Origin of the sequence: Xanthomonas citri pv. mangiferaeindicae, assembly GCA_002240395.1 — a bacterium.
In the GTDB taxonomy this organism is placed as follows: Bacteria; Pseudomonadota; Gammaproteobacteria; order Xanthomonadales; family Xanthomonadaceae; genus Luteimonas; species Luteimonas citri_A.
Window position 1 is genome coordinate 741,415 of the sequence record CP016836.1, and the last position, 21,219, is coordinate 762,633.

The 21,219-nt window shown below is 68.8% G+C and carries 18 protein-coding genes and 1 pseudogene; 9 read left to right on the forward strand and 10 right to left on the reverse strand.

Translation table 11 applies throughout. The features are described from left to right. Positions 1 to 86: 86 nt before the first annotated feature. Positions 87 to 1,982 carry a signal peptide peptidase SppA gene (locus tag BEN78_03175; GenBank protein ASR42538.1) on the reverse strand — a complete coding sequence of 632 codons (1,896 nt, stop codon included), beginning with the start codon at positions 1,980 to 1,982 and terminating at the stop codon, positions 87 to 89. Positions 1,983 to 2,102: 120 nt separating this feature from the next. Beyond that, positions 2,103 to 3,482, reverse strand: a complete 1,380-nt coding sequence (locus tag BEN78_03180) for an MATE family efflux transporter (GenBank protein ASR42539.1) — start codon at positions 3,480 to 3,482, stop codon at positions 2,103 to 2,105. Between the two features lie 135 nt (positions 3,483 to 3,617). Here BEN78_03180 and BEN78_03185 point away from each other — a divergent pair, with 135 nt between their 5' ends. Next, a complete protein-coding gene (locus BEN78_03185) occupies positions 3,618 to 4,796 on the forward strand; it encodes a hypothetical protein (protein ASR44881.1) in 1,179 nt (392 codons plus the stop codon). A gap of 11 nt (positions 4,797 to 4,807) precedes the next feature. Here the strand turns inward: BEN78_03185 and BEN78_03190 are convergent, their stop codons facing one another. After that, positions 4,808 to 5,437, reverse strand: coding sequence for a hypothetical protein (locus BEN78_03190; GenBank protein ID ASR42540.1), 630 nt, complete (start codon positions 5,435 to 5,437; stop codon positions 4,808 to 4,810). Beyond that, entirely contained in the window at positions 5,424 to 6,515 is a 1,092-nt protein-coding gene (locus BEN78_03195; GenBank protein ASR42541.1) for a hypothetical protein, read from the reverse strand. The genes BEN78_03190 and BEN78_03195 overlap by 14 nt, the downstream gene beginning before the upstream one ends. A 413-nt stretch (positions 6,516 to 6,928) precedes the next feature. Here BEN78_03195 and BEN78_03200 point away from each other — a divergent pair. Beyond that, a pseudogene (locus tag BEN78_03200) lies at positions 6,929 to 9,143 on the forward strand (primosomal protein N'). A 37-nt stretch (positions 9,144 to 9,180) separates the two neighbouring features. Here BEN78_03200 and BEN78_03205 read toward each other — a convergent pair. The 4 genes from BEN78_03205 to BEN78_03220 all read right to left on the reverse strand — a co-directional run bounded on the left by BEN78_03205 (position 9,181) and on the right by BEN78_03220 (position 11,531). Next, positions 9,181 to 9,954 (reverse strand): hypothetical protein, encoded by a 774-nt coding sequence (locus BEN78_03205; GenBank protein ASR42542.1) that lies wholly within the window; start codon positions 9,952 to 9,954, stop codon positions 9,181 to 9,183. A 64-nt stretch (positions 9,955 to 10,018) separates the two neighbouring features. Continuing rightward, complete coding sequence (locus tag BEN78_03210; protein ASR44882.1) at positions 10,019 to 10,507, reverse strand: ribosomal-protein-alanine N-acetyltransferase; 489 nt, start codon at positions 10,505 to 10,507, stop codon at positions 10,019 to 10,021. 2 nt (positions 10,508 to 10,509) lie between these two features. Beyond that, complete coding sequence (locus tag BEN78_03215) at positions 10,510 to 10,764, reverse strand: hypothetical protein (GenBank protein ASR42543.1); 255 nt, start codon at positions 10,762 to 10,764, stop codon at positions 10,510 to 10,512. Continuing rightward, positions 10,761 to 11,531, reverse strand: coding sequence for a CDP-diacylglycerol--serine O-phosphatidyltransferase (locus tag BEN78_03220; protein ASR42544.1), 771 nt, complete (start codon positions 11,529 to 11,531; stop codon positions 10,761 to 10,763). Before BEN78_03220 ends, BEN78_03215 begins: the two co-directional genes overlap by 4 nt. Positions 11,532 to 11,765: 234 nt before the next feature. Between BEN78_03220 and BEN78_03225 the strand changes: the two genes are divergently transcribed. The 3 genes from BEN78_03225 (at position 11,766) to BEN78_03235 (ending at position 14,332) form a co-directional block, all read left to right on the forward strand. Continuing rightward, on the forward strand, positions 11,766 to 12,044 hold the full coding sequence (locus BEN78_03225) for a hypothetical protein (protein ID ASR42545.1): 279 nt from the start codon (positions 11,766 to 11,768) through the stop codon (positions 12,042 to 12,044). Between the two features lie 64 nt (positions 12,045 to 12,108). Next, the gene (locus tag BEN78_03230) at positions 12,109 to 13,803 is read left to right on the forward strand and encodes a proline--tRNA ligase (GenBank protein ASR42546.1); all 1,695 of its coding nucleotides are present in this window, start codon (positions 12,109 to 12,111) and stop codon (positions 13,801 to 13,803) included. Between the two features lie 166 nt (positions 13,804 to 13,969). Next, entirely contained in the window at positions 13,970 to 14,332 is a 363-nt protein-coding gene (locus BEN78_03235; GenBank protein ASR42547.1) for a DNA-binding protein, read from the forward strand. Between the two features lie 192 nt (positions 14,333 to 14,524). Here BEN78_03235 and BEN78_03240 read toward each other — a convergent pair whose 3' ends face one another. Next, positions 14,525 to 15,781: a hypothetical protein gene (locus BEN78_03240; GenBank protein ASR42548.1), complete on the reverse strand. Its 1,257-nt coding sequence runs from the start codon at positions 15,779 to 15,781 to the stop codon at positions 14,525 to 14,527. Positions 15,782 to 15,890: 109 nt separating this feature from the next. On the opposite strand from BEN78_03240, the gene BEN78_03245 reads away from it, so the two are divergent. The 4 genes from BEN78_03245 (at position 15,891) to BEN78_03260 (ending at position 19,514) form a co-directional block, all read left to right on the forward strand. Continuing rightward, on the forward strand, positions 15,891 to 17,000 hold the full coding sequence (locus BEN78_03245) for an ABC transporter permease (protein ID ASR42549.1): 1,110 nt from the start codon (positions 15,891 to 15,893) through the stop codon (positions 16,998 to 17,000). A 118-nt stretch (positions 17,001 to 17,118) separates the two neighbouring features. Next, on the forward strand, positions 17,119 to 17,898 hold the full coding sequence (locus tag BEN78_03250) for an ABC transporter ATP-binding protein (GenBank protein ASR44883.1): 780 nt from the start codon (positions 17,119 to 17,121) through the stop codon (positions 17,896 to 17,898). A 6-nt stretch (positions 17,899 to 17,904) separates the two neighbouring features. Next, positions 17,905 to 18,831 (forward strand): ABC transporter substrate-binding protein, encoded by a 927-nt coding sequence (locus BEN78_03255; protein ID ASR42550.1) that lies wholly within the window; start codon positions 17,905 to 17,907, stop codon positions 18,829 to 18,831. After that, positions 18,828 to 19,514, forward strand: a complete 687-nt coding sequence (locus BEN78_03260) for an ABC transporter (protein ID ASR42551.1) — start codon at positions 18,828 to 18,830, stop codon at positions 19,512 to 19,514. The genes BEN78_03255 and BEN78_03260 overlap by 4 nt, the downstream gene beginning before the upstream one ends. Positions 19,515 to 19,547: 33 nt before the next feature. Here the strand turns inward: BEN78_03260 and BEN78_03265 are convergent, their stop codons facing one another. Beyond that, positions 19,548 to 20,135 (reverse strand): DNA methylase, encoded by a 588-nt coding sequence (locus BEN78_03265; GenBank protein ID ASR44884.1) that lies wholly within the window; start codon positions 20,133 to 20,135, stop codon positions 19,548 to 19,550. Positions 20,136 to 21,219: the final 1,084 nt, after the last annotated feature.

A 21,219-nucleotide genomic window follows, 5' to 3' on the forward strand; every position in this document is an offset into this window, starting at 1 on the left:
GAATCGGGGTCAGAAAGAAACGGGGTCAGAGTGCAAATTCAAAAAGAATTGCGCTCTGACCCCGGTTTGGCTTTGCGCGGGAGGGACTAGAGCTCGCAGAAGCAGTAGGCGACGGCCTTGACCGGCTTGCCGGGCACGGGCGTCATCACGCTCTCGAGCAGGCGCAGGTCCTGTTCTGCCCGCGGCGCGGCGCGCGACAGCAGCCCGCGTGCCAAGTCGCTGTGGCCCAGCAGCAGGCTACCGGCGCGGCCGCTGACCAGGCCGGTCAGGAAGCGCCCGAACGGCGTCGCGGTCTTCTCGATGTAGCGCACGCGCCAGCGGTCGGTGCCGAGTTCGGCGAGTTCGGCCGCCTTGGCGATCGCGGTGCGCAGACCGCCAAGTTCGTCGACCAGGCCACGGTCGAGCGCCTGGGTGCCACTCCAAACGCGGCCACGCGCGACCGTGTCGATCTCCTCGCTGCTGCGACCACGCGCATCGCCGACCTTGCCGATGAAGTTGCGGTAGCCGCGATCGATGATCGCCTGGATCGCCTGCCCGGCCTCGGGCTGCAGCTCGCGCGACAGATCGAAGGCGCCGGCGAAACGGGTCGTGCCCACGCCGTCGGTACGCACGCCGATCTTCTCGAGCGTCCGCGGGAACGTCGGCACCAGCGCGAAGATGCCGATCGAGCCGGTGATCGTCGAAGCATCGGCATAGATGCGGTCGGCGTTCATGCTGATCCAGTAGCCGCCCGATGCGGCGACGTCGCCCATCGACACGACCACCGGCTTGCCCTCGGCCTTGAGCGCATCGACTTCGCGGCGGATCTGCTCAGAGGCGAACACCTCGCCGCCGCCCGAGTCCACGCGCAGCACCACAGCCTTGACGTGCTCGTCTTCGCGCGCCTCGCGCAGCAGCGCCGAAGTCGACTCGCCACCGATCGTGCCCGGCGGCTGGTCGCCGCCGGTGATGCCGCCCTCGGCGACGACCACCGCGACCTGGGCGCGGCGGTCGGTGGGCCGCGGCTCGACGTGGGCCAGAAAGTCGCGCATCGCGATCTGGCGGAAGCCGCCGTCAGCATCGTCGTCGGCGACGCCGCGCTCGACCAGCAACTGCTCGACTTCCTCGAAGGATTTGAGTCCATCCACGTAGCCGTGATCGAGCGCGTACTGCGCCAGATCGCCCTGCGCCGCCTCGATGCCGGCGGGCAGCGAATCGATCTCGGCGTTGATCGCCTCGGGCGTCAGTCCACGTGCCTTGGCGATGTCGGCCACGTGCCGCTGCCAGATGTCGTTCATCCAGTACAGGTCGGCTTCCTTCGACTCGGGCGAGGCGCTGTCGAGGATGAACGGCTCGGCCGCGGACTTGTACTCGCCCACCTTGAACAAATGCATGTCCACCGACAGCTTGTCGGCCAGCGCCTCGCGGTAGTACTGGCGATAGCCGCTCAGACCTTCGAGGATCATGCCGCCCTCGGGGTCGAGGTAGACCTCGTCCGCCTGCGCGGCGAGCAGGTACTGCTGCTGGCCGAAGTACTCGCCGAAGGCGACCACCTGCTTGCCGGCCGCGCGCAACTCGGCCAGTGCGTCGGCGATTTCGCGCATCGACGCATACCCCGAGAACGTCAGTCGGTCGGTCCGCAGCAGCACGCGCTCGATCCGGTCGTCCTGCTTGGCGGCCTCGAGCGCGCGCAGCACATCACGTAGCTGCACTTCGCCGGTGCCACCGCCGCCACTTTCGGCCAGCGCGCGCGTCAGCGGATCGCTGCGGTACTGCTCCACGAGCGCGCCTTCGGGTGCGATCACCAGCGTCGTGCGGTCGAGCAGCGGCGCCTGCCGCGAGCCGCCGCCGACGATCGCCAGCAACACCAGCAGCGCGAACAGGAACAACAGACCGAAGAACAGCAGGTTCAGGATCAGCCTGCGGATGAAGTTCATGCCGTCCCATAGACCGACGATGAAGCGCGTCAACGGCGCGCGCGGGGGCTGCACAACGGTACTCATGCTCGATACGACTCCATTAGAAAAGGGCCCGGGTCGGCTGCCAGTATCGGCGCTGCCACCGACGGTCCGGTCCACCGCGGCAGACTACCCGGGCGACCGGCCGAATGCATGCGCCGGTGGTCACTGTGACAGCTGATCCGGCAACGGCGTCGTCACGCGCCGGCTGGTGCGCAGAAACCGGCCGCCCAGCAGCACCGCGGCCACCGACAGGCCAGCGATCAGGCCGATCCACATGCCCTTCGGCCCCCAGCCCAGGCCCAAGCCCAGGCCCGCGCCCAGCGCCATGCCCACGCCCCAATAGGCCGCGGCGGCCAGGAACATCGGCACCCGGGTGTCCTTGAGCCCGCGCAGCGCACCCGCCGACAGCGCCTGGATGCCGTCGGGAAACTGGAACGCCGCGGCGTAGAGCAATAGCGCGCCGGCCAGCGACGCGACCGCGGCATCCTGGGTATAGGCGCGGACCACGTGGTCGTGGCCCAGCAGCAGCGCAATGCCGGACAGGGTCTGGGTCGCCAGCACCAGGGCCAGCCCTGCGAACCCGGCGCGTCGCACGCCGGCGCTGCCGAGCCCACGGCCGACGGCATTGCCCACGCGCACCGTGGTTGCCTCGGCCAGCCCGAACGGCACCATGAAGCACAGAGCGGCGACATTGATGGCGATCTGGTGCGCAGCTGCCTCGATCTCGCCGAGCCGGCCGATCAGCAGCGCGGTCACCACGAACAGGCTGCCTTCCATCGTCACCGTGACGCCGATCGGCAATCCGGTCCGCAGCAACGGACCGATCGTCGACCAACGCGGCGGATCGAATCGCGAGAACAGCGCGTAGCGGGCGAAGCGCTTGGACATCGCAAGATAGGTCGCAAAGCCCAGTGCCTGCAGCCACATCATGATCGCCGAGGCCAGGCCCAGGCCACCGGCGCCGCGTTCGGGGAACGGCCCCCAGCCGAACGCAAGCGCGTAGCCCGTGGGCACCAGCACCAGCAGCCCACCGAAGCCGAACAGCATCGTCGGCAGCGTCCAGTGGATGCCGTCGCTCAGATAGCGCATGCAGAAGTACAACGTCAGCGCCGGCACGCCCCAGCGGATGCCGTGCAGGAATGCCGTGGCCCCCGGCACGATGTCCGGCGCGATGCCGAGCGGCCCCAGCGCGTTGGCCAGCAGCGTCAGCAGTACCAGCAGCAGTGCACCCAACCCGGCGGCCAGCCACAGGGCCTGCCGGAACAGCGGCCCAACCTCGGCATGGCGGCCTTCACCGTCGAGCTGCGACACCGATGGTGGCACCGCCATCAAGGTGCCCATGGGGACCATCAGCGGCAGCCAGAAGATCGCCGTGCCGACCGCGACCGCAGCCAGCGTGTTGGTGCCGTGGTGGCCGGCAATGACCGAATCGACGAAGCCGATCAGGCCGGTGGCGACATGGCCGGCGACCAGTGGGGCGGCAAGGAAGGCGGTGCTGCGCACTTCATGGCCGAAGCGCGGGATGGCGGGCGGGGAAGACATGGGGACCACTCTGGCGACTGCGGCCGCGCGTACGAAACCGATGCGTGCGCTGGCGCCGGGGCGCGCAAGCCCGTTATTTTACGGGCATCGCGCGGATCCCGGGGGAACGGCCATCGGCCGGCGGGCGAAGGCGCAATCGCAACCGCGGGCCTCCCAGTCGCGCGCATCGTCTACCGCGACACGAACCGATACTTGCCCATGCCTCATGCCCACGATCCGGCGCCCGCCGCCTGCGAGAACTGCGAGACCCCGCTGCAGGGCGCGTTCTGCCATCGCTGCGGCCAGTCCACCCACAGCCCGGTCCGCCACGCCAGCCATGCGATCGAGGAGGTGTTCGAGTCCTTCTGGCATCTCGATGGACGCATTTTCCGGACCCTGCGTGATCTGGTGGTGCCCGGTCGCGTCGCGGCGCGCTACCTGGCCGGACAACGCGTGCGCTACGTCGCGCCGATGCGGCTGTTCGTGATCCTCACGCTGCTGACGTTCTTCGTTGCCAAGTTTCTCGTCGATGGCGCGACGTTCGCCATCGCGGCCGACAGTCTCGACCGCGAGACGCACGGACGCATCGCTGCGGCCACGACGGTCGCCGAAGTGGTGCAGGTCCGCGACGACGTGCTCCGCGATCTGGAGGAGACCCGCCACGTCACCGGCGCGCTCCCCGGCGTGCGGACACAGCTCGACAGCGCCGAGGCGCTGCTCCGACAGCAGGCGCAGGCACGGATCCACGCGCTGGGCGGGAACGCGGGCGCAGGCGCACACGAAGACGGTGCGGCGCAGGGCGAAGCCGCGGCCCGTGACGCCACGGCCACCGCCGACAGTCCGACACCGCCGACGATCGGTGGACCGCTGGCCGAACGCATCGAACGTAACCTCATGCGCATGCGCGACGACCCCGGCGCCTTCAGCCGTGCGCTGCTGGGGGCCGCACCGACGGCGCTGTTCATCCTGGTCCCGTTGTTCGCGCTGCTGCTCAAGCTGGCCTATCTGTTCCAGCGCCGGCTCTACCTCGAGCACGTCGTCATCGCGCTCTACAGCCACGCGGCGCTGATGCTCGGCCTGCTGCTGGTGTTTTGCTGCGCGCTCGCCGGCGGCTGGCTCGCTCCCCATGCCGGCTGGGCGGCACGTGCGCTGAGCTGGGGACAGACGCTGCTGCTGTGCGCGCTGCCGCTGTACCTGCTGGCGATGCAGAAGCGCGTCTACGGCCAGTCCTGGCCCTGGACGCTGGTCAAGTTCGCGGCGATCGGCCCGTTGTACGTCGTGCTGTTTCTGAGCGTCGCGATCCCGATGGCCGGCTACGCGCTGTACGCGGCCTGAGCCCGGAAGGGTTATGGCGCGACGCGTGCACGCAGCCACGCGTCGCGTTCGGGCGCCGGCACCGCGAGCCACTGGCGGCGCAGCGCATCGCGATCCTGTGGCGGCGTGCGCTGGGCCAGCAACGCCAGGTCCGCCAGCCCTTGGGGCGACGCCGCCCGCAACGCCGCGATCGCAGGCGCACGCTGGGCATCGGGCATCGCCGCAAACAGCGGATGCAACTGCGGCCACATCGCTCCCAGCGTCGGGCCGAGCAGCCAGCCGCGGCGCATCCCAAGGTCCAACTGCTCGAAGCGCAGGCGCAGCGCCTGCCGCTCGTCCTCGGGCAGGCTGTCGAAATAGGCGGCGGCCTGCTGCAGCCGCGCACGCTCGGCCTCGGGCAGATCGGACGCCGCCTCGAATGCCAGGCGCCGACGTGCGCGCTCGGCCGCCGGCAACGCAGCCCAGGCCGCCTGCCGTGCCGCCAGCGCCTCGCGCTCGGCGGCCGACATCGTGGCCAGCCGCGCCGCCCGCTCGGTCAGGCGTGCCCGGTCCAGGTCGGGTAGCCGCTCGAGCGGCAAGGCCGGCGGCAACGCCCGCACGCTGCCGGCCAGCAACAGCAATGACGCACCGAGCAGGCGCAACGTGCGTTCACAGCTCCACATCGCTGGTCTCCGGTTCGCCATCGTCGTCGGTCTGGGCGGGCTGCAGATGGGTGTCCGCCGTGCTGTCCTGCGGAAGCTCGCGCTGCGCCGCCAACCAGGCAAAGAACGCCGGGTCTGCTTGCCAGCCAGTGCCCTCGTCCTGCGCCAGCAGCAGTTCGAAGTCGCGCTCGGTCACCAGGGCGGCCTGCGCGTCGTAGCGTGCCGCCGGGGCGCTGTCGGCCAGCGCCTCGATCCGGATCTCCTCCTCGGCCAGCCCGCCACGCCACGACCCGCTCCAGGTGGCGGCCAGCGCCAGCACCGTCGCCAGCGCGACTGCGCCCATCGCTGGCCACAGCCAACCCGGGCGCCGCCCCACCGCTCGCGTTTCGGGCGGTGCCGCCTCGACCTCACCACGCGCCACCGGATAGCGCCGCAGCGTCGGTGCGCGGCCACGCAGCGCCGCCTCGCGCAGGGCGGCCAAGCGTGCGAGGCGGTCGGGTGGCAAGGTTCGGATGCCGGACTGGACGGCCCCGGCCAGCGCGCGCCAGGCCGCGACATCGGGACTGCCGTCTTCGCCCCGCGGCAAGGCGCGCTGCAGGCCGAGCCGATAGGTCGCACGCGACACACCGAGCACCGCGGCCGCCTCGTGCTCGGGCAAGCCAGCCGCCAGCCGCAACAGGACAACGACGCGCGGCCCGCCGGGCAGGCGGTCCAGCGCCGGCAATCCATCGGCCGCGCTGCCGGCCCGGGGGGCGCGCAACGCCGGGGCCGCGAGCAATAACGACCAGAAGCGGCGCGGCCAGTCGGCGAACGGCACCGTGGTCGCCCCTCGGACGAACTCGGCCATCGCTGCGGCGACGGCGGCGTCTCCGCTGTCGAGGTCACCGCATTGCCACTGCGCGAACATCGCCGCGCGTCGCTCCACGCCACGCAGGAATGCGGCAGCGGCAGGCGGGTTGCCGGGGACGGACGACGGAGACGGACGCATCGGGAAGGACGGTTCGGGCCGGGCATCATAGCGGCCGCGTCGATGCAGGCGAGTCTTGACAAGCGCGATTGCGCTTTCCACAGGCGTCGGATGCATGTCGATGTTGTGCACAGGACTCACGAAGCTGTCATTTGGCTGAAGTCAAGCCGCATCGCGCGCCTCATGACCGGAATGTTTCACGGCCAAGTCTTTGATTATAAATAAGAAGTAAGATTTGGCACTTTTTTGTCCAACCGAACTTCGACCGCACTGAATGCCGACTACGAGGGAGGTTCAATCCGTTCATGCACAGCCTTATCCACAGGATGTGTGGATAAGCCGGATTTCTTTACCAATCCGTCACTTGCAGTGGAAACGTGAATCTGTCCGCAACTTCAGCCTGCAAACGGTGCGACGCCTCTGCACGGCGGCACTGCTGGGGATGACATCGGCAAATCCGCACCGACCCAACGTCACGCCGCTCGCCGGACCTGCCCTGGGCATCGCGCAGCGCCTAGACTGCGCCGGTGTCCACCTCTGCCTCCCTGCCCACGGTATTGCGCGTCGCGCTGCCGGTGCCGCTGCCGCGCTTGTTCGACTATCGGCCGCCGGCCGGGGACGATCCCGCCACGCCCGCGCACGTCGGCCGACGCGTGCGGGTGCCGTTCGGGCCGCGCGAGCTCGTCGGCGTGGTGGCCGAGGTGGGGCCACCGGCCGGCGATGCCCCGCAACTGCGCGAGGCGCTCGCGCTGCTCGATGACGCGCCGCTGCTCGCGGGCGAGCTCGACGCATCGCTGCGCTGGCTCTCGCGCTACACCCACGCCCCACTGGGCGAGGTGCTGACCACCGCGCTGCCGGCGTCGCTGCGGCGCGGCGACCCGCTGCCTGAGACCCACGCCTGGGCCTGGCAATTGACCGAAGCCGGCCAGACGGCGGCCCCAAGCCTGAAGCCAGGCGCCCGCCCGCGTCGATTGGCCGAACTGCTGCAGGCCGCGCCGCGCGACGAGGACGCGCTGGACCTGTTGCTGCCCGACTGGCGCAGCGCGGCCCGCACACTCGCGCAGCGGGGCCTGGTCGAACGCATCGCGATTGCCGCGTCCTGTCTTGCACCGGCCCCGCAGGCCGGGCCCAGCCCGAACCCCGAGCAATGCGCCGCGATCGACGCGGTGACCGCCACCGACGGTTTCGCCGCGCTGCTGCTCGATGGCGTAACCGGCAGCGGCAAGACCGAGGTCTACCTGCAGGCCATCGCGCATTGCCTGGCACGCGGACGCCAGGCCCTGGTGCTGGTGCCGGAGATCGGCCTGACCCCGCAGACGCTGGCCCGCTTCCGCGCCCGTCTGGGCGTGCCGGTGCATGCGCTGCATTCGGGGCTGGGCGACGGCGAGCGCGCCCGGGTCTGGGCCGCCGCCTGGCGCGGCGAAGCACGCGTGATCGTAGGCACCCGCTCGGCGGTGTTCGTGCCCCTGCCCGATGCCGGCCTGATTGTCGTCGACGAAGAACACGACGGCAGCTACAAGCAGCAGGACGGCATCCGCTATCACGCCCGCGATTTCGCCCTGGTGCGCGGCAAGGCGCTCGGCGTGCCAGTGCTGCTGGGCAGCGCCACGCCGTCGCTCGAATCGCTGCAGAACGCTGTGGCCGGGCGCTACCGGCACCTGCGGCTGGCACAACGCGCGGGTGGCGCGCGTCCCCGACGGTCCGCGTGCTGGATGTTCGCAAGCGCCCGCTCGACGCCGGGCTGTCGCCCGAGCTGCTCGTCGCGATCCGCGGCGCGCTCGATGCCGGTGGCCAGGTCCTGGTGTTCAAGAACCGTCGCGGCTACGCCCCGGTGCTGCTGTGCCACGACTGCGGCTGGAGCGCACACTGCCCGCGCTGCAGCACGCCCGAACGCGGCCATCCGATGACCGTGCACGCCGGCGGCCGCCGGCTGCAGTGCCACCATTGCGGCCACCGGCAGAGCGCACCGCCGGCCTGTCCCGACTGCGCCAGCCTGGGCCTGCAGCCGCAGGGCATCGGCACCGAACGGCTGGAGGAACTGCTGGCCGCGCGTTTCGCGGACGTGCCGGTACTGCGCATCGACCGCGGCAGCACGCGGCGACGCGATGCGCTCGAACGCCTGTTTGCAGAACTGGGCGCGCGTCCGGGCATCCTGATCGGCACGCAGATGCTCGCCAAGGGGCACGACCTGCCGAACCTGACCCTGGTCTGCGTAGTTGGGGTCGACGAAGGCCTGTTCTCGGCCGATTTCCGTGCCGGCGAAAAACTGGCGCAACTGTTGATCCAGGTCGCCGGCCGCGCCGGCCGCGCCGACAAGGCCGGGCAGGTGCTGCTGCAGACTCACCACCCAGACCATGCACTGCTGCAGACGCTGGTGCACGGCGGCTATCACGCCTTCGCCGCCCAAGAGCTCGACCAGCGCCAGGCGGCTGGCTTTCCGCCGTTCGTGCCGTTGGCGCTGCTGCGTGCCGAATCGCCGCATGCCCAACCGCCGATGGCGTTCCTGCACGCGGCCCGCGCGTTGCTCGCCGCCCACAGCGGGCGCGACGCGAACGGCGCACCGACGCTGTCGCTCGACGGCCCAGTCGCCGCCCCATGCCCAGACGCGCAGGCACCTATCGCGCGCAATTGCTGCTGGCCGCCGACCACCGGGCGCGCCTGCACGGCGTACTCGAGGCAACGTTGCCGGCGATCCACGCGCTCCCCGAGGCGCGGCGGACGCGTTGGTCGCTGGATATCGACCCGGTGGATCTGTACTGAGCTCGGCATCGGCTGCGCGACGCGCCGATGCCCTCGCTCAGTTCTTTGAGGCGCCTCGAGGGCTGCGGTTTTTCGGCGTCGGCTTCGGCGCCTCGCGAATCTCCACGGCCTGGCCGTCGCGACGGACCTCGAACAGGCCGACGGCGTCGATCAATGCGCTGAGGTTGCGGTAGCCGTAGTTGCGCGCGTCGAACGAGCCCTGGTTGCGCACATGGCTGCCGACCGCGCCCAGATGCGACCAGCCAGCATCGTCAGCGGCGGCAGCGACCGCATTGCGCAGCAACTGCACGAGTTCGCGATCGGCCTGCAGCTCGGCCGACGTCCGCGGCTTGCCGGTGCCGGCATGGTCGGGCTCGTCGAGGGCGCGCAACTGCTCCAGGTACAGGAACGTCGAACAGGCTTTGACGAACGGCGCCGGCGTCTTTTCCTGGCCGAAGCCGTAGACCCCGTAGCCGTCATTGCGCAGACGCATCACCAGCGGCGTGAAGTCGGCATCGCTCGACACGATCGCAAAACCGTCGAGGTTGCGCGCGTACATCAGGTCCATCGCATCGATGACCATCGCCATGTCCGAGGCGTTCTTGCCGGTGCTGTAAGCGAACTGCTGGATCGGACGGATCGCGTACTCGTGCAGCACCTTTTCCCATCCCGACAGATGCTGGCTCTTCCAGTTGCCGTAGGCGCGGCGGACATTGGCCACGCCGTGCCGGGCGATCTCGGCCAGGATCACATCGATCTTGGAGGCGGGGGCGTTGTCGGCATCGATCAGCAGCGCGATGCGTTTTTCATCGTCGATCCGGGGGCCGTGCATGGCCTGGCTCCTGTGGTGCGGTGCGCGGGCGACCAGTCTGCCCGATCCGGCCGACGCCGCGCCGTCAGGGGTCGAGCAGCTCGCGTGCCATCACAATTGCGTCTTCGCGCCCGTAATGCGCCGGGTAGTAGCGCGGGCGGCGGCCGATCTCGTTGAAGCCCTCGTCGTGATAGAGCGCGATCGCATGCGGATTGGACGGGCGCACTTCCAGGAACACCCGCTGGGCGCCGTGCCGGCGCGCGGTGTCCACCAGCGCACGGAACAGCCGCCGCCCCAGCCCGCGGCCCTGGGCATGGAGATCGACGCAGACATTGAGCACGTGCGCCTCGCCGGCCGCGATGCTGAGCACGCCATAGCCCAGGATGTCCCCGTCGGTGTGCAGCACCCAGGCCGGATAGCCCGCGCGCAGACAATCTTCGAAAATGCCGCGGGTCCACGGAAACGGGTAGGCGCGCAGTTCGACCGCCATCACCGCATCCAGATCGTCGTCCCGCATCGGCCGCAGCGTCGCTGCGGCGGCGCGCGAGTTGGGCATGTCGATCGGCGCGTCCATCGTCAGCCCGCGCGTGCGCGCAACCGCCGCAGGGTCGGCCACAGCGCGCGCTTGGCCTGCGCATCGCGCAGCGCCCGCAGTTCGCCCAGACTGCGATAGATCGCGAACGCGTCCTCGGCGTCGCGGCTGCGGCCAGCCGCACGCAGCAAGGCGTCGAGCAGCGCATCGTCGGGCAGCGTCTGCCCGGGCAGTTGCGCCCGATAGCGCACATGCCCGAGCGCATCGAGCGCGGCGCACTGCAGCGCATCCCAGATCATGGCGTCACGCCTGCGCCGCCCCGCCGCCGCAGGCACCACAGCACCGGACCCGACAACGCGTACAGCAGCGACGCGGCGAGCAAGGTCTTGGGCGGATCCACCCACAGCGCGATCAGGATGCCGACCGCGACCACCAGCGCCACGAACGGCACCCGGTCCGAGCGCGGACCACGGCCGCTGCCCTTGAAGCTGGTGTAGCGGATCCGGCTGACCATCAGCAGCGCCGCCACGACGGTCACCCCGAGCGCGACGAAGCGCAGGTCGTCGCCGCTGAACTCCAACTCGTGGCAAGTCCAGACGAAACTGGCCATCAAACCGGCCGCGGCCGGGCTCGCCAGTCCGACGAAGTAGCGCTTGTCGACCGTTGCAACCTGGCTGTTGAATCGCGCCAGCCGCAGCGCGGCGCAGGCGGCATAGAGGAACGCGCCCAGCCAGCCGATCTTGCCCAGCGTTGGCCCATCGAGCCGCAGCGACAACAGCGCCCAGTGGTACATCACCATCGCCGGCGCCATACCGAAACTGATCAGATCGGCCAGCGAGTCGTACTGGACGCCGAACTCGCTCTGGGTGTTGGTGAGCCGCGCGACGCGCCCATCGATGCCGTCGAGGATCGCGGCCACGAAGATCGCCAGGCACGCGGCCGTGAACCGGCCCTGGGACGCGGCGATGATCGCGAAGAAGCCGGCGAACAGTCCGCCGGTGGTGAACAGGTTCGGCAGCAGGTAGATGCCGCGGCCGCGGCGCGGTGTGGGGTCGGTCTCGCTCATCGCACGAGTGTAGCGCCTGGACGGCCGCGGCCGTCGGCCCAACGGTTGCATGCCAGGCCCCCGGGTGCTGGAATCGCGCCCGTCCCCCACCCGGCTCCTGGAGCCCGCCATGCGCCGTGCCCTTGCCCTGCTCTGCCTTGTGCTGCTGGCCTGTGCTGCCACGGCCGGGGACGTCTACACCTGGAAGGACGCGGCGGGCGTCACCCACTATTCCCAGACCCCGCCCCGTCGGGCGTGCGCTACCAGTTGCGGACCGTCCGCCAGGAGGCCGAGGCCGGGACGCGCGACCGGTCCGGCGAGGCCCCCGTGGTGCCAACCCCGACCACCACGCCCGGCGATGCCGGCGGCCTTCAGACGCAGTGTGCCCTGGCGAAGGACAGCGTCGCCGCGCTTGAAACCGATGCGCCGGTCCGACAGGCCGGCGACGACGGCCAATTGCGCGAGCTCTCGCCTGCCCAGCGCGTCGACCAGTTGGAACTGGCCCGCGCCGCAGTGCGCGCATACTGCCGCTGATCGCCGCGGGGCCGCAGGCCTGCGTGGCACAATATCGGGTCCGATCCTGACCCAGATGCCGCCAATGCGCCTGTCGCAGTTCCACCTCCGTACCGAAAAGGAAACGCCCGCCGACGCCGAGCTCGTCAGCCACAAGCTGATGCTCAAGGCCGGCATGCTGCGCAAGCTGGGCGCGGGAATCTATCTCTGGTCGCCGCTGGGCCTGCGCGTGCTGCGCAAGGTCGAAGCGATCGTGCGCGAGGAGATGGACGCCGCCGGCGCGATCGAGCTGCTGATGCCGACGATCCAGCCACGCGAGTTGTGGGAGGAAAGCGACCGCTGGCAGAAATTCGGCCCGCAATTGCTGAAGGTGAAAGACCGCAAGGAGCAGGAGTTCTGCTATGCGCCGACTGCCGAGGAAGTGATCACCGATTTTGCCCGCGGCGAGTTGGCCAGCTACAAGCAACTGCCGCTGAACTTCTACCAGATCCAGACGAAATTCCGCGACGAGATTCGCCCGCGTTTCGGCGTGATGCGCTCGCGCGAATTCCTCATGAAGGACGCCTATTCGTTCGACATCGACGAGGCGGGCATGGCCGTCTCCTACCAGAAGATGCACGCCGCCTATACCCGGATATTCACCCGGCTGGGCCTGGACTTTCGCGCGGTGCAGGCCGACTCGGGTGCGATCGGCGGCGACGCCTCGCAGGAATTCCACGTGCTGGCCGAATCGGGCGAAGACGCGCTGGTGTTTTCCACATCTTCCGATTATGCCGCCAACGTCGAGGCCGCCCGCGCTGCCGCGCCGGGCGAGCGGCCGGCGCCCAGCGAGGCCCTGCGCCGAGTGGAGACGCCCACCCAGAAAACCTGCGAGGACGTCGCCGCGCTGCTCGGCATCGCGTTGGCCCGCACCGCCAAATCGATCGCCCTGATGGCCGGCGAGCAGTTCGTGCTCGCGCTAGTGCGCGGCGACCACGCCGTCAACGAGATCAAGCTCGCCAAGGTCGAGGGCCTGGCCGATTACCGGTTGGCGAGCGAGGCGGAGATCGCCGATTACCTGGGCAGCGAACCGGGCTTCCTGGGACCGGTCGCGCCGCGTCGACCGATCCGGGTCGTGGCCGACCTGGAGGTCGCCGCCATGGCCGACATCGTGTTCGGCGCCAATGAGGCAGGCTGGCATCTGGCGGGCGTCAACTGGGGTCGCGACCTGCCCGAGCCGGACGTCGTCGCCGACATTCGCGACGTGGTCGCCGGCGACCGCGCCGAGGATGGGGGCGAGTTGCGGATGGCGCGTGGCATCGAGGTGGGCCACGTCTTCCAGTTGGGCCGCAAATACGCCGAAGCGATGAATTTCAAGGTGCTCGATGCCGCCGGCAAGGCCGTGGTGCCGTGCATGGGCTGCTACGGCATCGGCGTGTCGCGCGTGGTGGCCGCGGCGATCGAACAGAATCACGACGACAACGGCATCATCTGGCCGGCGGCGATGGCACCATGGCAGGTCGCGGTCTGCGTGATCAATCCCAAGAACGAAACCCATGTCGCCGAGGCGGCCGAGGCGCTGTACCGGGAGTTGTTGGCGGCCGGCATCGAGACCGTGCTCGACGACCGCGGCCTGCGGCCCGGCGCGATGTTCGCCGATATCGAATTGATCGGCGTGCCCCATCGCGTTGTGGTCTCGGGCCGTGGACTGGCGTCGGGCACCTACGAATATCGTAAACGTACGGCAGCGGATGCAGAGAATCTCGATCGCGAATCGCTGTTCTCCAGGCTTCGCGACTGAAGTTTCCTCGCGCCTTCACGGGGCCGGTTAATCCCTCGATCCACCCGCACCGCGCCCGGCAACCATGCCAGGCGCGGCGGTGATTTGTTTCCTGGGATAATCCCGATTATGATGCCCGCCATGCCAAAGGACTGGTCACCCCCATTAACCAGCCGGAGCCGTACACATGGCGTTTGATCTCAATGCATTTTCCCCGCAGCAACTCGATGCGCTGATTGCCCAGGCCAAGGAGCGCAAGACCACGCTCAAGAAGCGCAAGCCGCTGGCCACCGTCCGCAAGAAGCTCACCGACCTGGCCGCCGCAGAGGGCTACAGCGTCGCCGAGCTGTTCGGGGCCGGCGGTGCCGGAGCACCTGCCAGGGCTGGCCGTACCGGGCCTGCCAAGGGCCGCAAGCTCGGCAAGGTGCCGCCGAAGTATCGCAACCCCGCCAACAAGGCCGAAACCTGGACCGGTCGTGGCAAGCAGCCCTTGTGGCTGGCCGCCCAGATCAAGAAGGGCAAGAAGCTCGAAGAGTTCCTGATCAAGTAATCAGGCGCTCGCAGGAAGAAAAGGCGCCGTCGGCGCCTTTTCCTTGTGTTTCACCTGGCGCAGGTCCTGCAACTGTGCCCATTCACCTTACGCACCTCCCAATACCAGGGCCCTCGACACGCCAAGCGGCGACGGCCGACGGCCCCGCCGCGAATATCACAGGACGCGTGGACCGGCGCTCTTCGCCTGAGCTCACAGGTTCTTGCGCGCGGGCAGCAGCACGTTGCCGAAGATCAGACCGGCGATCAGCGCCATCACGATATTCATCACCAGCAGCGCGGCCTCTTGGCCAGCGGCGACGTTCTGCTGCTGTATCAGGTTCATCAGGCCGCGCAGGCTGTTGCTGCCGGGCACCAGCATGATGATGCCGGGCACCCGGATCACCGCACCCGGGCGGTCGGCCCAGCGTGCATAACCGTTGCCGGCCGCCGTGATCACCAGTGCGGCGACGAACAGACCGATCTCCGGCCCCAGCGCCGCCCCGACCCAGCGCGAGATCAGGTAACCCGAGGCCGCCGCGGCCATGACCACCAGCACGTCGCGCTTGCCTGCGCGGAACAGAATGGCGAATGCACATGCGGCCACCACCAGCGCTCCCCATTCCACCCAGTCGGGCTGCGGCCGCAGCGCGCGCACATTCGGCGAGACACCGAGTAACTGCGCCAGCGCCAACGCGATGACCGTGCCGATGGTCAGCTTGAGCACCGTGGTAATGGCGCCCGCGAACCGCGCTGTGCCCGAGACAAGATGCTGGCTGGTGAGCTCATTGATCGCATTGGTCAGCGCCATGCCCGGCAGCATCACGATCAGCGAAGCAATAATGACCGTGTTGAGATTGAGCGGGGTAAGGAATGCCGACACGACAATGGCGACGAAGCCGGCGAGCATGCCCGCCAACGCCTCCCCGGCCTCCTTGAGCCGGGTTCCGTTGCGGGTCACCAGATCGAGCAGGCCGATCAGTAGACCGATCGTGCCGGCGGTGGCGATGTCGGGCCAGGGCAGCCGCCACAGCCCGGCCACGCCGGTGGCCACCAGCGCGAAGCCGAGCACGTGCAGTGCTTTGCCAGCCCGGCCCGGCTGACGCTGGTCGAGCGCACGCAGCGCGGCATGCCCCTCGGCCAGGTCCATACCGCCGGCCATCACCTGCTCGGCGATCCGGTCGGTCTCGCACAGCTTGTACAGATCCACCTCGCCGGGCGGCATCCGGATCACCCGGGTGGTGTCACTATCGCCGGGCGGACGCAGCGGATCGCTGAACGTCAGGATCATGCCGGTGGGGTTGACCCAAGGCTCGCATTCGATGCCCAGCCGCTGGGTCACCGCGATCACGGCCCCTTCCAGGCGCTGAGCGGTCGTGCCGTAGGCATGCAAATGCTCGGCAAGCTCGACCACGAAGGCGATGCGGGCGGCGTAGCTAGCGGAGGTCAGCGAGGCGGTCGTCGTGGACATCGACACAGCATGGCATGGGCGCGCTGACACGGCGATGCGTGATGCTCGGCGTCACATGGTTTTTCGGTATTCTCGTCACTGTTTGCCCCTGCCCGGCCGCACGCTCCAAATGACCGCTTCCCGACACGCCACGCCCAGCGCAGACGCCGACGATGCCGGTCGGCTGCGGCTGCGCGGCGATTGGACGCTCGACCATGCGGGCGCGATCGAGCGGGTGCTGCGAGAGGCCAAGGACGCCGCGGACATCGATGCAACCGGCGTGGACCGACTCGACTCGGTCGGGGTGCTGCAACTGCGGCATTACGCCAACAAACGACAGCTCGATTTTGCTGCATTCGACTTTCGCCAGGATCATCGCGCGTTGGTCGAGGCGATCGACGAAGTCGCCGACGATCGCCCGCCGCGCAAGCGCGAGTACGGCTTTGCCGCAGCGCTCGGCCGGCTCGGTTACACGATGCACGGCAACTGGCGCGGGATCGTGTCGCTGGTGAGCTTCCTGGGCGAGCTGCTGGTCAAGCTCGTCCGTCTGGTCGCCTCGCCGCGCAGGCTGCGGATCACCTCCACCGTCCACCACATGGAGCAGGTCGGGCTGGATGCGGTCCCGCTGGTGGCCTTGCTGTCGTTCATGGTCGGCGCGGTGATCGCGTTCCTGGGCGCATCGGTGCTGGCCGATTTCGGCATGACGATCTTCGTCGTCGAGCTGGTGTCGATCGCCTTCTTGCGCGAGTTCGGCGTGCTGTTGACCGCGATCCTGCTCGCCGGCCGGACTGCGAGCGCGTTCACCGCGCAGATCGGTGCGATGGTCGGCCGTGAGGAGGTCGATGCGATCCGGACCCTGGGGCTGGACCCGGTCGACCTGCTGGTCATTCCGCGGGTGCTCGCGTTGATGGCGATGCTGCCGCTGCTGACTTTCATTGCGATGGTCGCGGGCCTGATCGGCGGCCTGTCGGTCGGCGCCTTCAGTCTCGACATTCCGCCGCAGGCCTACCTGTCGCGCATGCACGAACAGATGGAACTGCGGCATTTCCTGGTCGGCATGTCCAAGGCCCCGCTGTTTGCCATCGTCATCGGCCTGATCGGCTGCCTGGAAGGGCTGCAGGTCGAAGGGACCGCCCAGTCGGTGGGCGAGCGCACGACCTCCAGCGTCGTCCAGTCCATTTCGCTGGTCATCGTGCTCGATGCATTCGCCGCGATCTGGTTCATGCACATGGGGTGGTGACGACGTGATCGGTGATTCGCCAGAGCAGGCGCAAACGAGCCCGCCCGACGCGCGGAACGACGGCGTCGCGCCCGATCGCCCGGCGCAGGCCGCCGATCACGGCAACGACGATGGTGACATTGCGATCCGCGTACGCGGGCTGGTCAACCGCTTCGGCGAGCAGGTCGTGCACGAGAACCTGGACCTGGATGTGCGTCGCGGCGAGATCCTCGGCGTGGTCGGCGGTTCGGGCACCGGCAAGTCGGTGCTGATGCGCGCGATCCTGGGCCTGCGCGCGCCGCAGGCGGGCAGCATCGAGGTCCTGGGCGCCGACGCGCTGTCGCGCGACCCCGATAGCCGCAGCCATATCGAGCGCCATACCGGCGTGCTGTTCCAGGACGGCGCCCTGTTCTCGTCGTTGACCGTCGGCGAGAACGTGGAGGTGCCGCTGAAGGAGCACCACGGCAGCCTGCCCGACAAGCTGCGTTATGAGCTGGCGCTGCTGAAGGTCAAGCTCGCCGGCCTGCCGGCAGACGCCGTCGGCAAGCTGCCCTCGCAGCTCTCCGGCGGCATGCGCAAGCGGGCCGGTCTGGCGCGCGCACTGGCACTCGACCCACCGCTGCTGTTCCTCGATGAACCCACCGCGGGCCTGGACCCGATCGGCGCGGCCGCATTCGACCGCCTGATCCGCACGCTGCAAGAAGCCCTCGGGCTGACCGTCTTTCTCATCACACACGACCTCGACACCCTCTACGCTATCTGTGACCGGATCGCCGTCCTGGCAGACAAGCGGGTCATCGCGGTCGCGCCGGTCGAGGAGATCGAACGGGTCGACCACCCGTGGATTCAGGATTACTTCCACGGCCCCCGCGGCCGCGCCGCACGCGATGCCAGGGCCAACGGGCCGGGAGCCCAGTAGACGACCATGGAAACCAGAGCCAACTACGTCCTGATCGGTGCGTTCACGCTCGTGGCGACGATCGCCTTGCTCGGCTTCGCGCTGTGGGCCGCCAAGTACTCGTCCGACCGCAGCTGGAACGAATTCGACGTCGTCTTCCGCGAGCCGGTGACCGGCCTGACCGAAGGCAGCAGCGTGCAGTACAACGGCATCGCGGTGGGCACGGTCGACAACCTGCAGCTGGCGCCGGAGGACCCGAGGCAGGTCATCGCGCGCCTGCGGATCCAGGCCAACGCCCCGGTCAAGACCGACACCCGCGCCCGGATGTCGATGACCAGCCTGACCGGCTCGCCGATCATCCAGCTCACCGGCGGCTCGCCCGAGGCGGCGCTGCTCACGGTGTCCGAGGGCGACGACGTACCGGTGATCCAGACCGAGGCCTCGGCGCTGCAGAACATTTCCGACACCGCCAACCGGTTGGTCGAACGGCTCGACCAGGTGCTCAGCGAAGAGAACGTCGCACGCATCTCGCAGACGCTGGCGAACATCGAAGGCATGACCGGCGCCGTCGCCGGCCAGCGCGAGGACCTGGGCGCGATGATCGTCAACGCCCGCCGTGCCAGCGAGCAGCTCGAGCAGACCCTGACCACGACCAACCGCGCGATGACCAGCTTCGACCGAGAACTGGTACAGAAGCTGCCCGACCTCGTCGCCCGCCTCGACAGCACCCTGACCCGGCTCGACTCTGCGGCCGGCGGCGCCGACACGATCCTCAACGAGAATCGCGCCGCGATCAGCAGCTTCGCCAACGACGGCCTGTCCCAGCTGGGGCCGACGCTGGGCGAACTGCGCTCGCTGGTCCGCGACCTGCGCCGCATCAGCGACCGTCTCGACGCCAACCCCGCGCGCTACCTGCTCGGCCGCGACGCCCCGAAGGAGTTCGACCCGGAATGAACCTCTCCTCCATCGCGACCCGGGATGTCGCACGCGCATCGGCCGGCCTGGTGCTGGTCGCCCTGCTCGGCGCCTGTTCGTCACTGCTCGGCGGCGGGGCCGGCGACCGCGAGCGCTCGACGATCTACGCCCCGGACCCGCGCGTGCAGACCGCGGCGCAGTGGCCGCATGCCGACTGGCAGCTGACCCTGAGCCCGCCGACGGCCGCACGCATGATCGACAGCTTCCGCATCGCGGTCCGGCCGACGCCCAGCGAACTGCAGGTCTACCGCAGCGCGAGCTGGGCCAAGACCCCGACCGACATGCTGCAGGACGTGGTGCTGCGCACGCTCGAGGACTCGGGCCGGATTCCCGCGGTCGCACGCCAGGGCGCAGGGATCACCGCCGACTACAAACTGGTCATCGACCTGCGGCGCTTCGAGGCCGACTACGCGGGCAACGTGATGCCGTCGGCGACGATCGAAGCCAACGCCAAATTGATCCACAACATCGACCAGACCGTGGTCGGCTCGCGCACGTTCCTGGCCGCGATCCCCGCCAGCGGCACCGAGGTCGCACAGGTCGTCGACGCATTCGGCACCGCGTTGCAGAGCATCGGCGGCGAGATGGTCGGCTGGATCCTGACCTCGGGCAATGCCCACGAGACCAGCCACCACCACGGCACTGTCACCCCACCGCGTTGATCGTCGCCGACCGCCCGGGCCGACGACGGTCGATCAGCGCAGCACCCGCCGGAACGTGAGGTTGATGCGTGGCCCGACCGGCCGCGCGGTTCTGGGCAACGCATGCCGATAGTGGGCCTGCGTCTCGCCCCGCATTACCAGCAGACTGCCGTGTGCCAGATCCAGCGCAAGTCGCGCCGGTTGTTGCCCGGGCGGCACATCGCGCCCCTTGAGCACGAAGCGCCGGGTCGCCCCCAGACTCAGCGACGCAATCACCGGCTGTGGCCCGAGTTCGGGCTCGTCGTCGCTGTGCCAACCCATCGCATCGCGGCCGTTGCGATAGAGATTGGCCAGCACGCTGTCGAACGGCACCCCGGCGGCCTTCGCCACGCGCTCGCGCACCGCGCCAAGCGCGGCCGGCCAAGGCAACGGCTCGAACCGCACTCCGGAGTAGCGGTAGCTCGCGCCGGGATCGCCGATCCAGCAGCTCAGCCGCGGCGCATCGACCTGGCGTCCGAAGATCCGCAGGCGATGCGTCGTCCACGACAGTCCGGCCTGCAGCGCCGCGAACAGCGCATCGGCCTCGGCGGCAGGCAGCCAGCCTGGGTCGAAAGCGAGGTCGGCGCCGGGGAGCAATGGCACGGGTGACGAGATCGACATGCGCCACGCTAACACGTCTGCTACCGCCTCCCGTTGAATCTGGGATCATGTTGCTATGCCGTCCTACTTCCAAATGCTTGTCTTCCGCTGTCTACGATTCGGGTTTCGCGCTGTTCCGATGACCCAGGCGGCACGTGACCGACTCCGCGCACGATTCATGGCGCGGCATGCAGATTTGGTGCCGTTGCCACCGCGCGGCCGCCAAACCGCCTTCGGAAGCGAGCGTCGCCCACGCATCCGTGCTGACGGACGGGCGATCGGCTTTCGGGAGTTCGCATCGGCCACGCTCCCCTCGCCAATGCCAGCGACTTTGGTCGCCTTTTACCTTCCCCAATTCCACCCCATCCCTGAGAACGATCGATGGTGGGGCCCTGGCTTCACCGAATGGCGAAACGTGACACGTGCACTGCCGCAGTTCGAAGGGCATGCGCAGCCGCGCCTACCGGCCGACCTGGGGTTCTACGATCTACGCAACCCAGATGTGATGCGCGCGCAGGCCGCTCTGGCGCGACAATATGGAATTGGTGCGTTCTGTAGCTACTTCTATTGGTTCGGCGGCAAGACCTTGCTCGAGGCCCCTCTCCACAATTGGCTGGAAGACCCTTCGATCGACATGCCGCTGTGCTTGTGCTGGGCGAATGAGACCTGGTCGCGCCGCTGGGATGGGCGAGATCAGGATGTCTTGATCGAGCAGAAGCACGGCCCGGAAGACGACCTAGCCTTCATCGCTTATGTCGCGAAGTATCTTCGCGATCCGCGCTATCTCCGCGTTTCCGGCCGACCACTGCTTTTGGTGTATCGGCCGAGCTTGCTTCCAGATGCACGAGAAACTGCGCGGCGCTGGCGGGCCTGGTGTCTCGATCATGGCATCGGCGAAATTCGGCTCGGCTACGTTCAAGGATTCGAGCGGCCCATACCGCAAGACATCGGCTTCGATGTCGCGGTGGAATTCCCGCCGAACATGAGCGCGCCGCCATCGATTGCCCAGCAGCAGATGCTGATCAACCCCAATTATGCGGGCGACGTGCTTGATTGGCGGGAGATGGCAAAAAGCATGGCCTCGCGC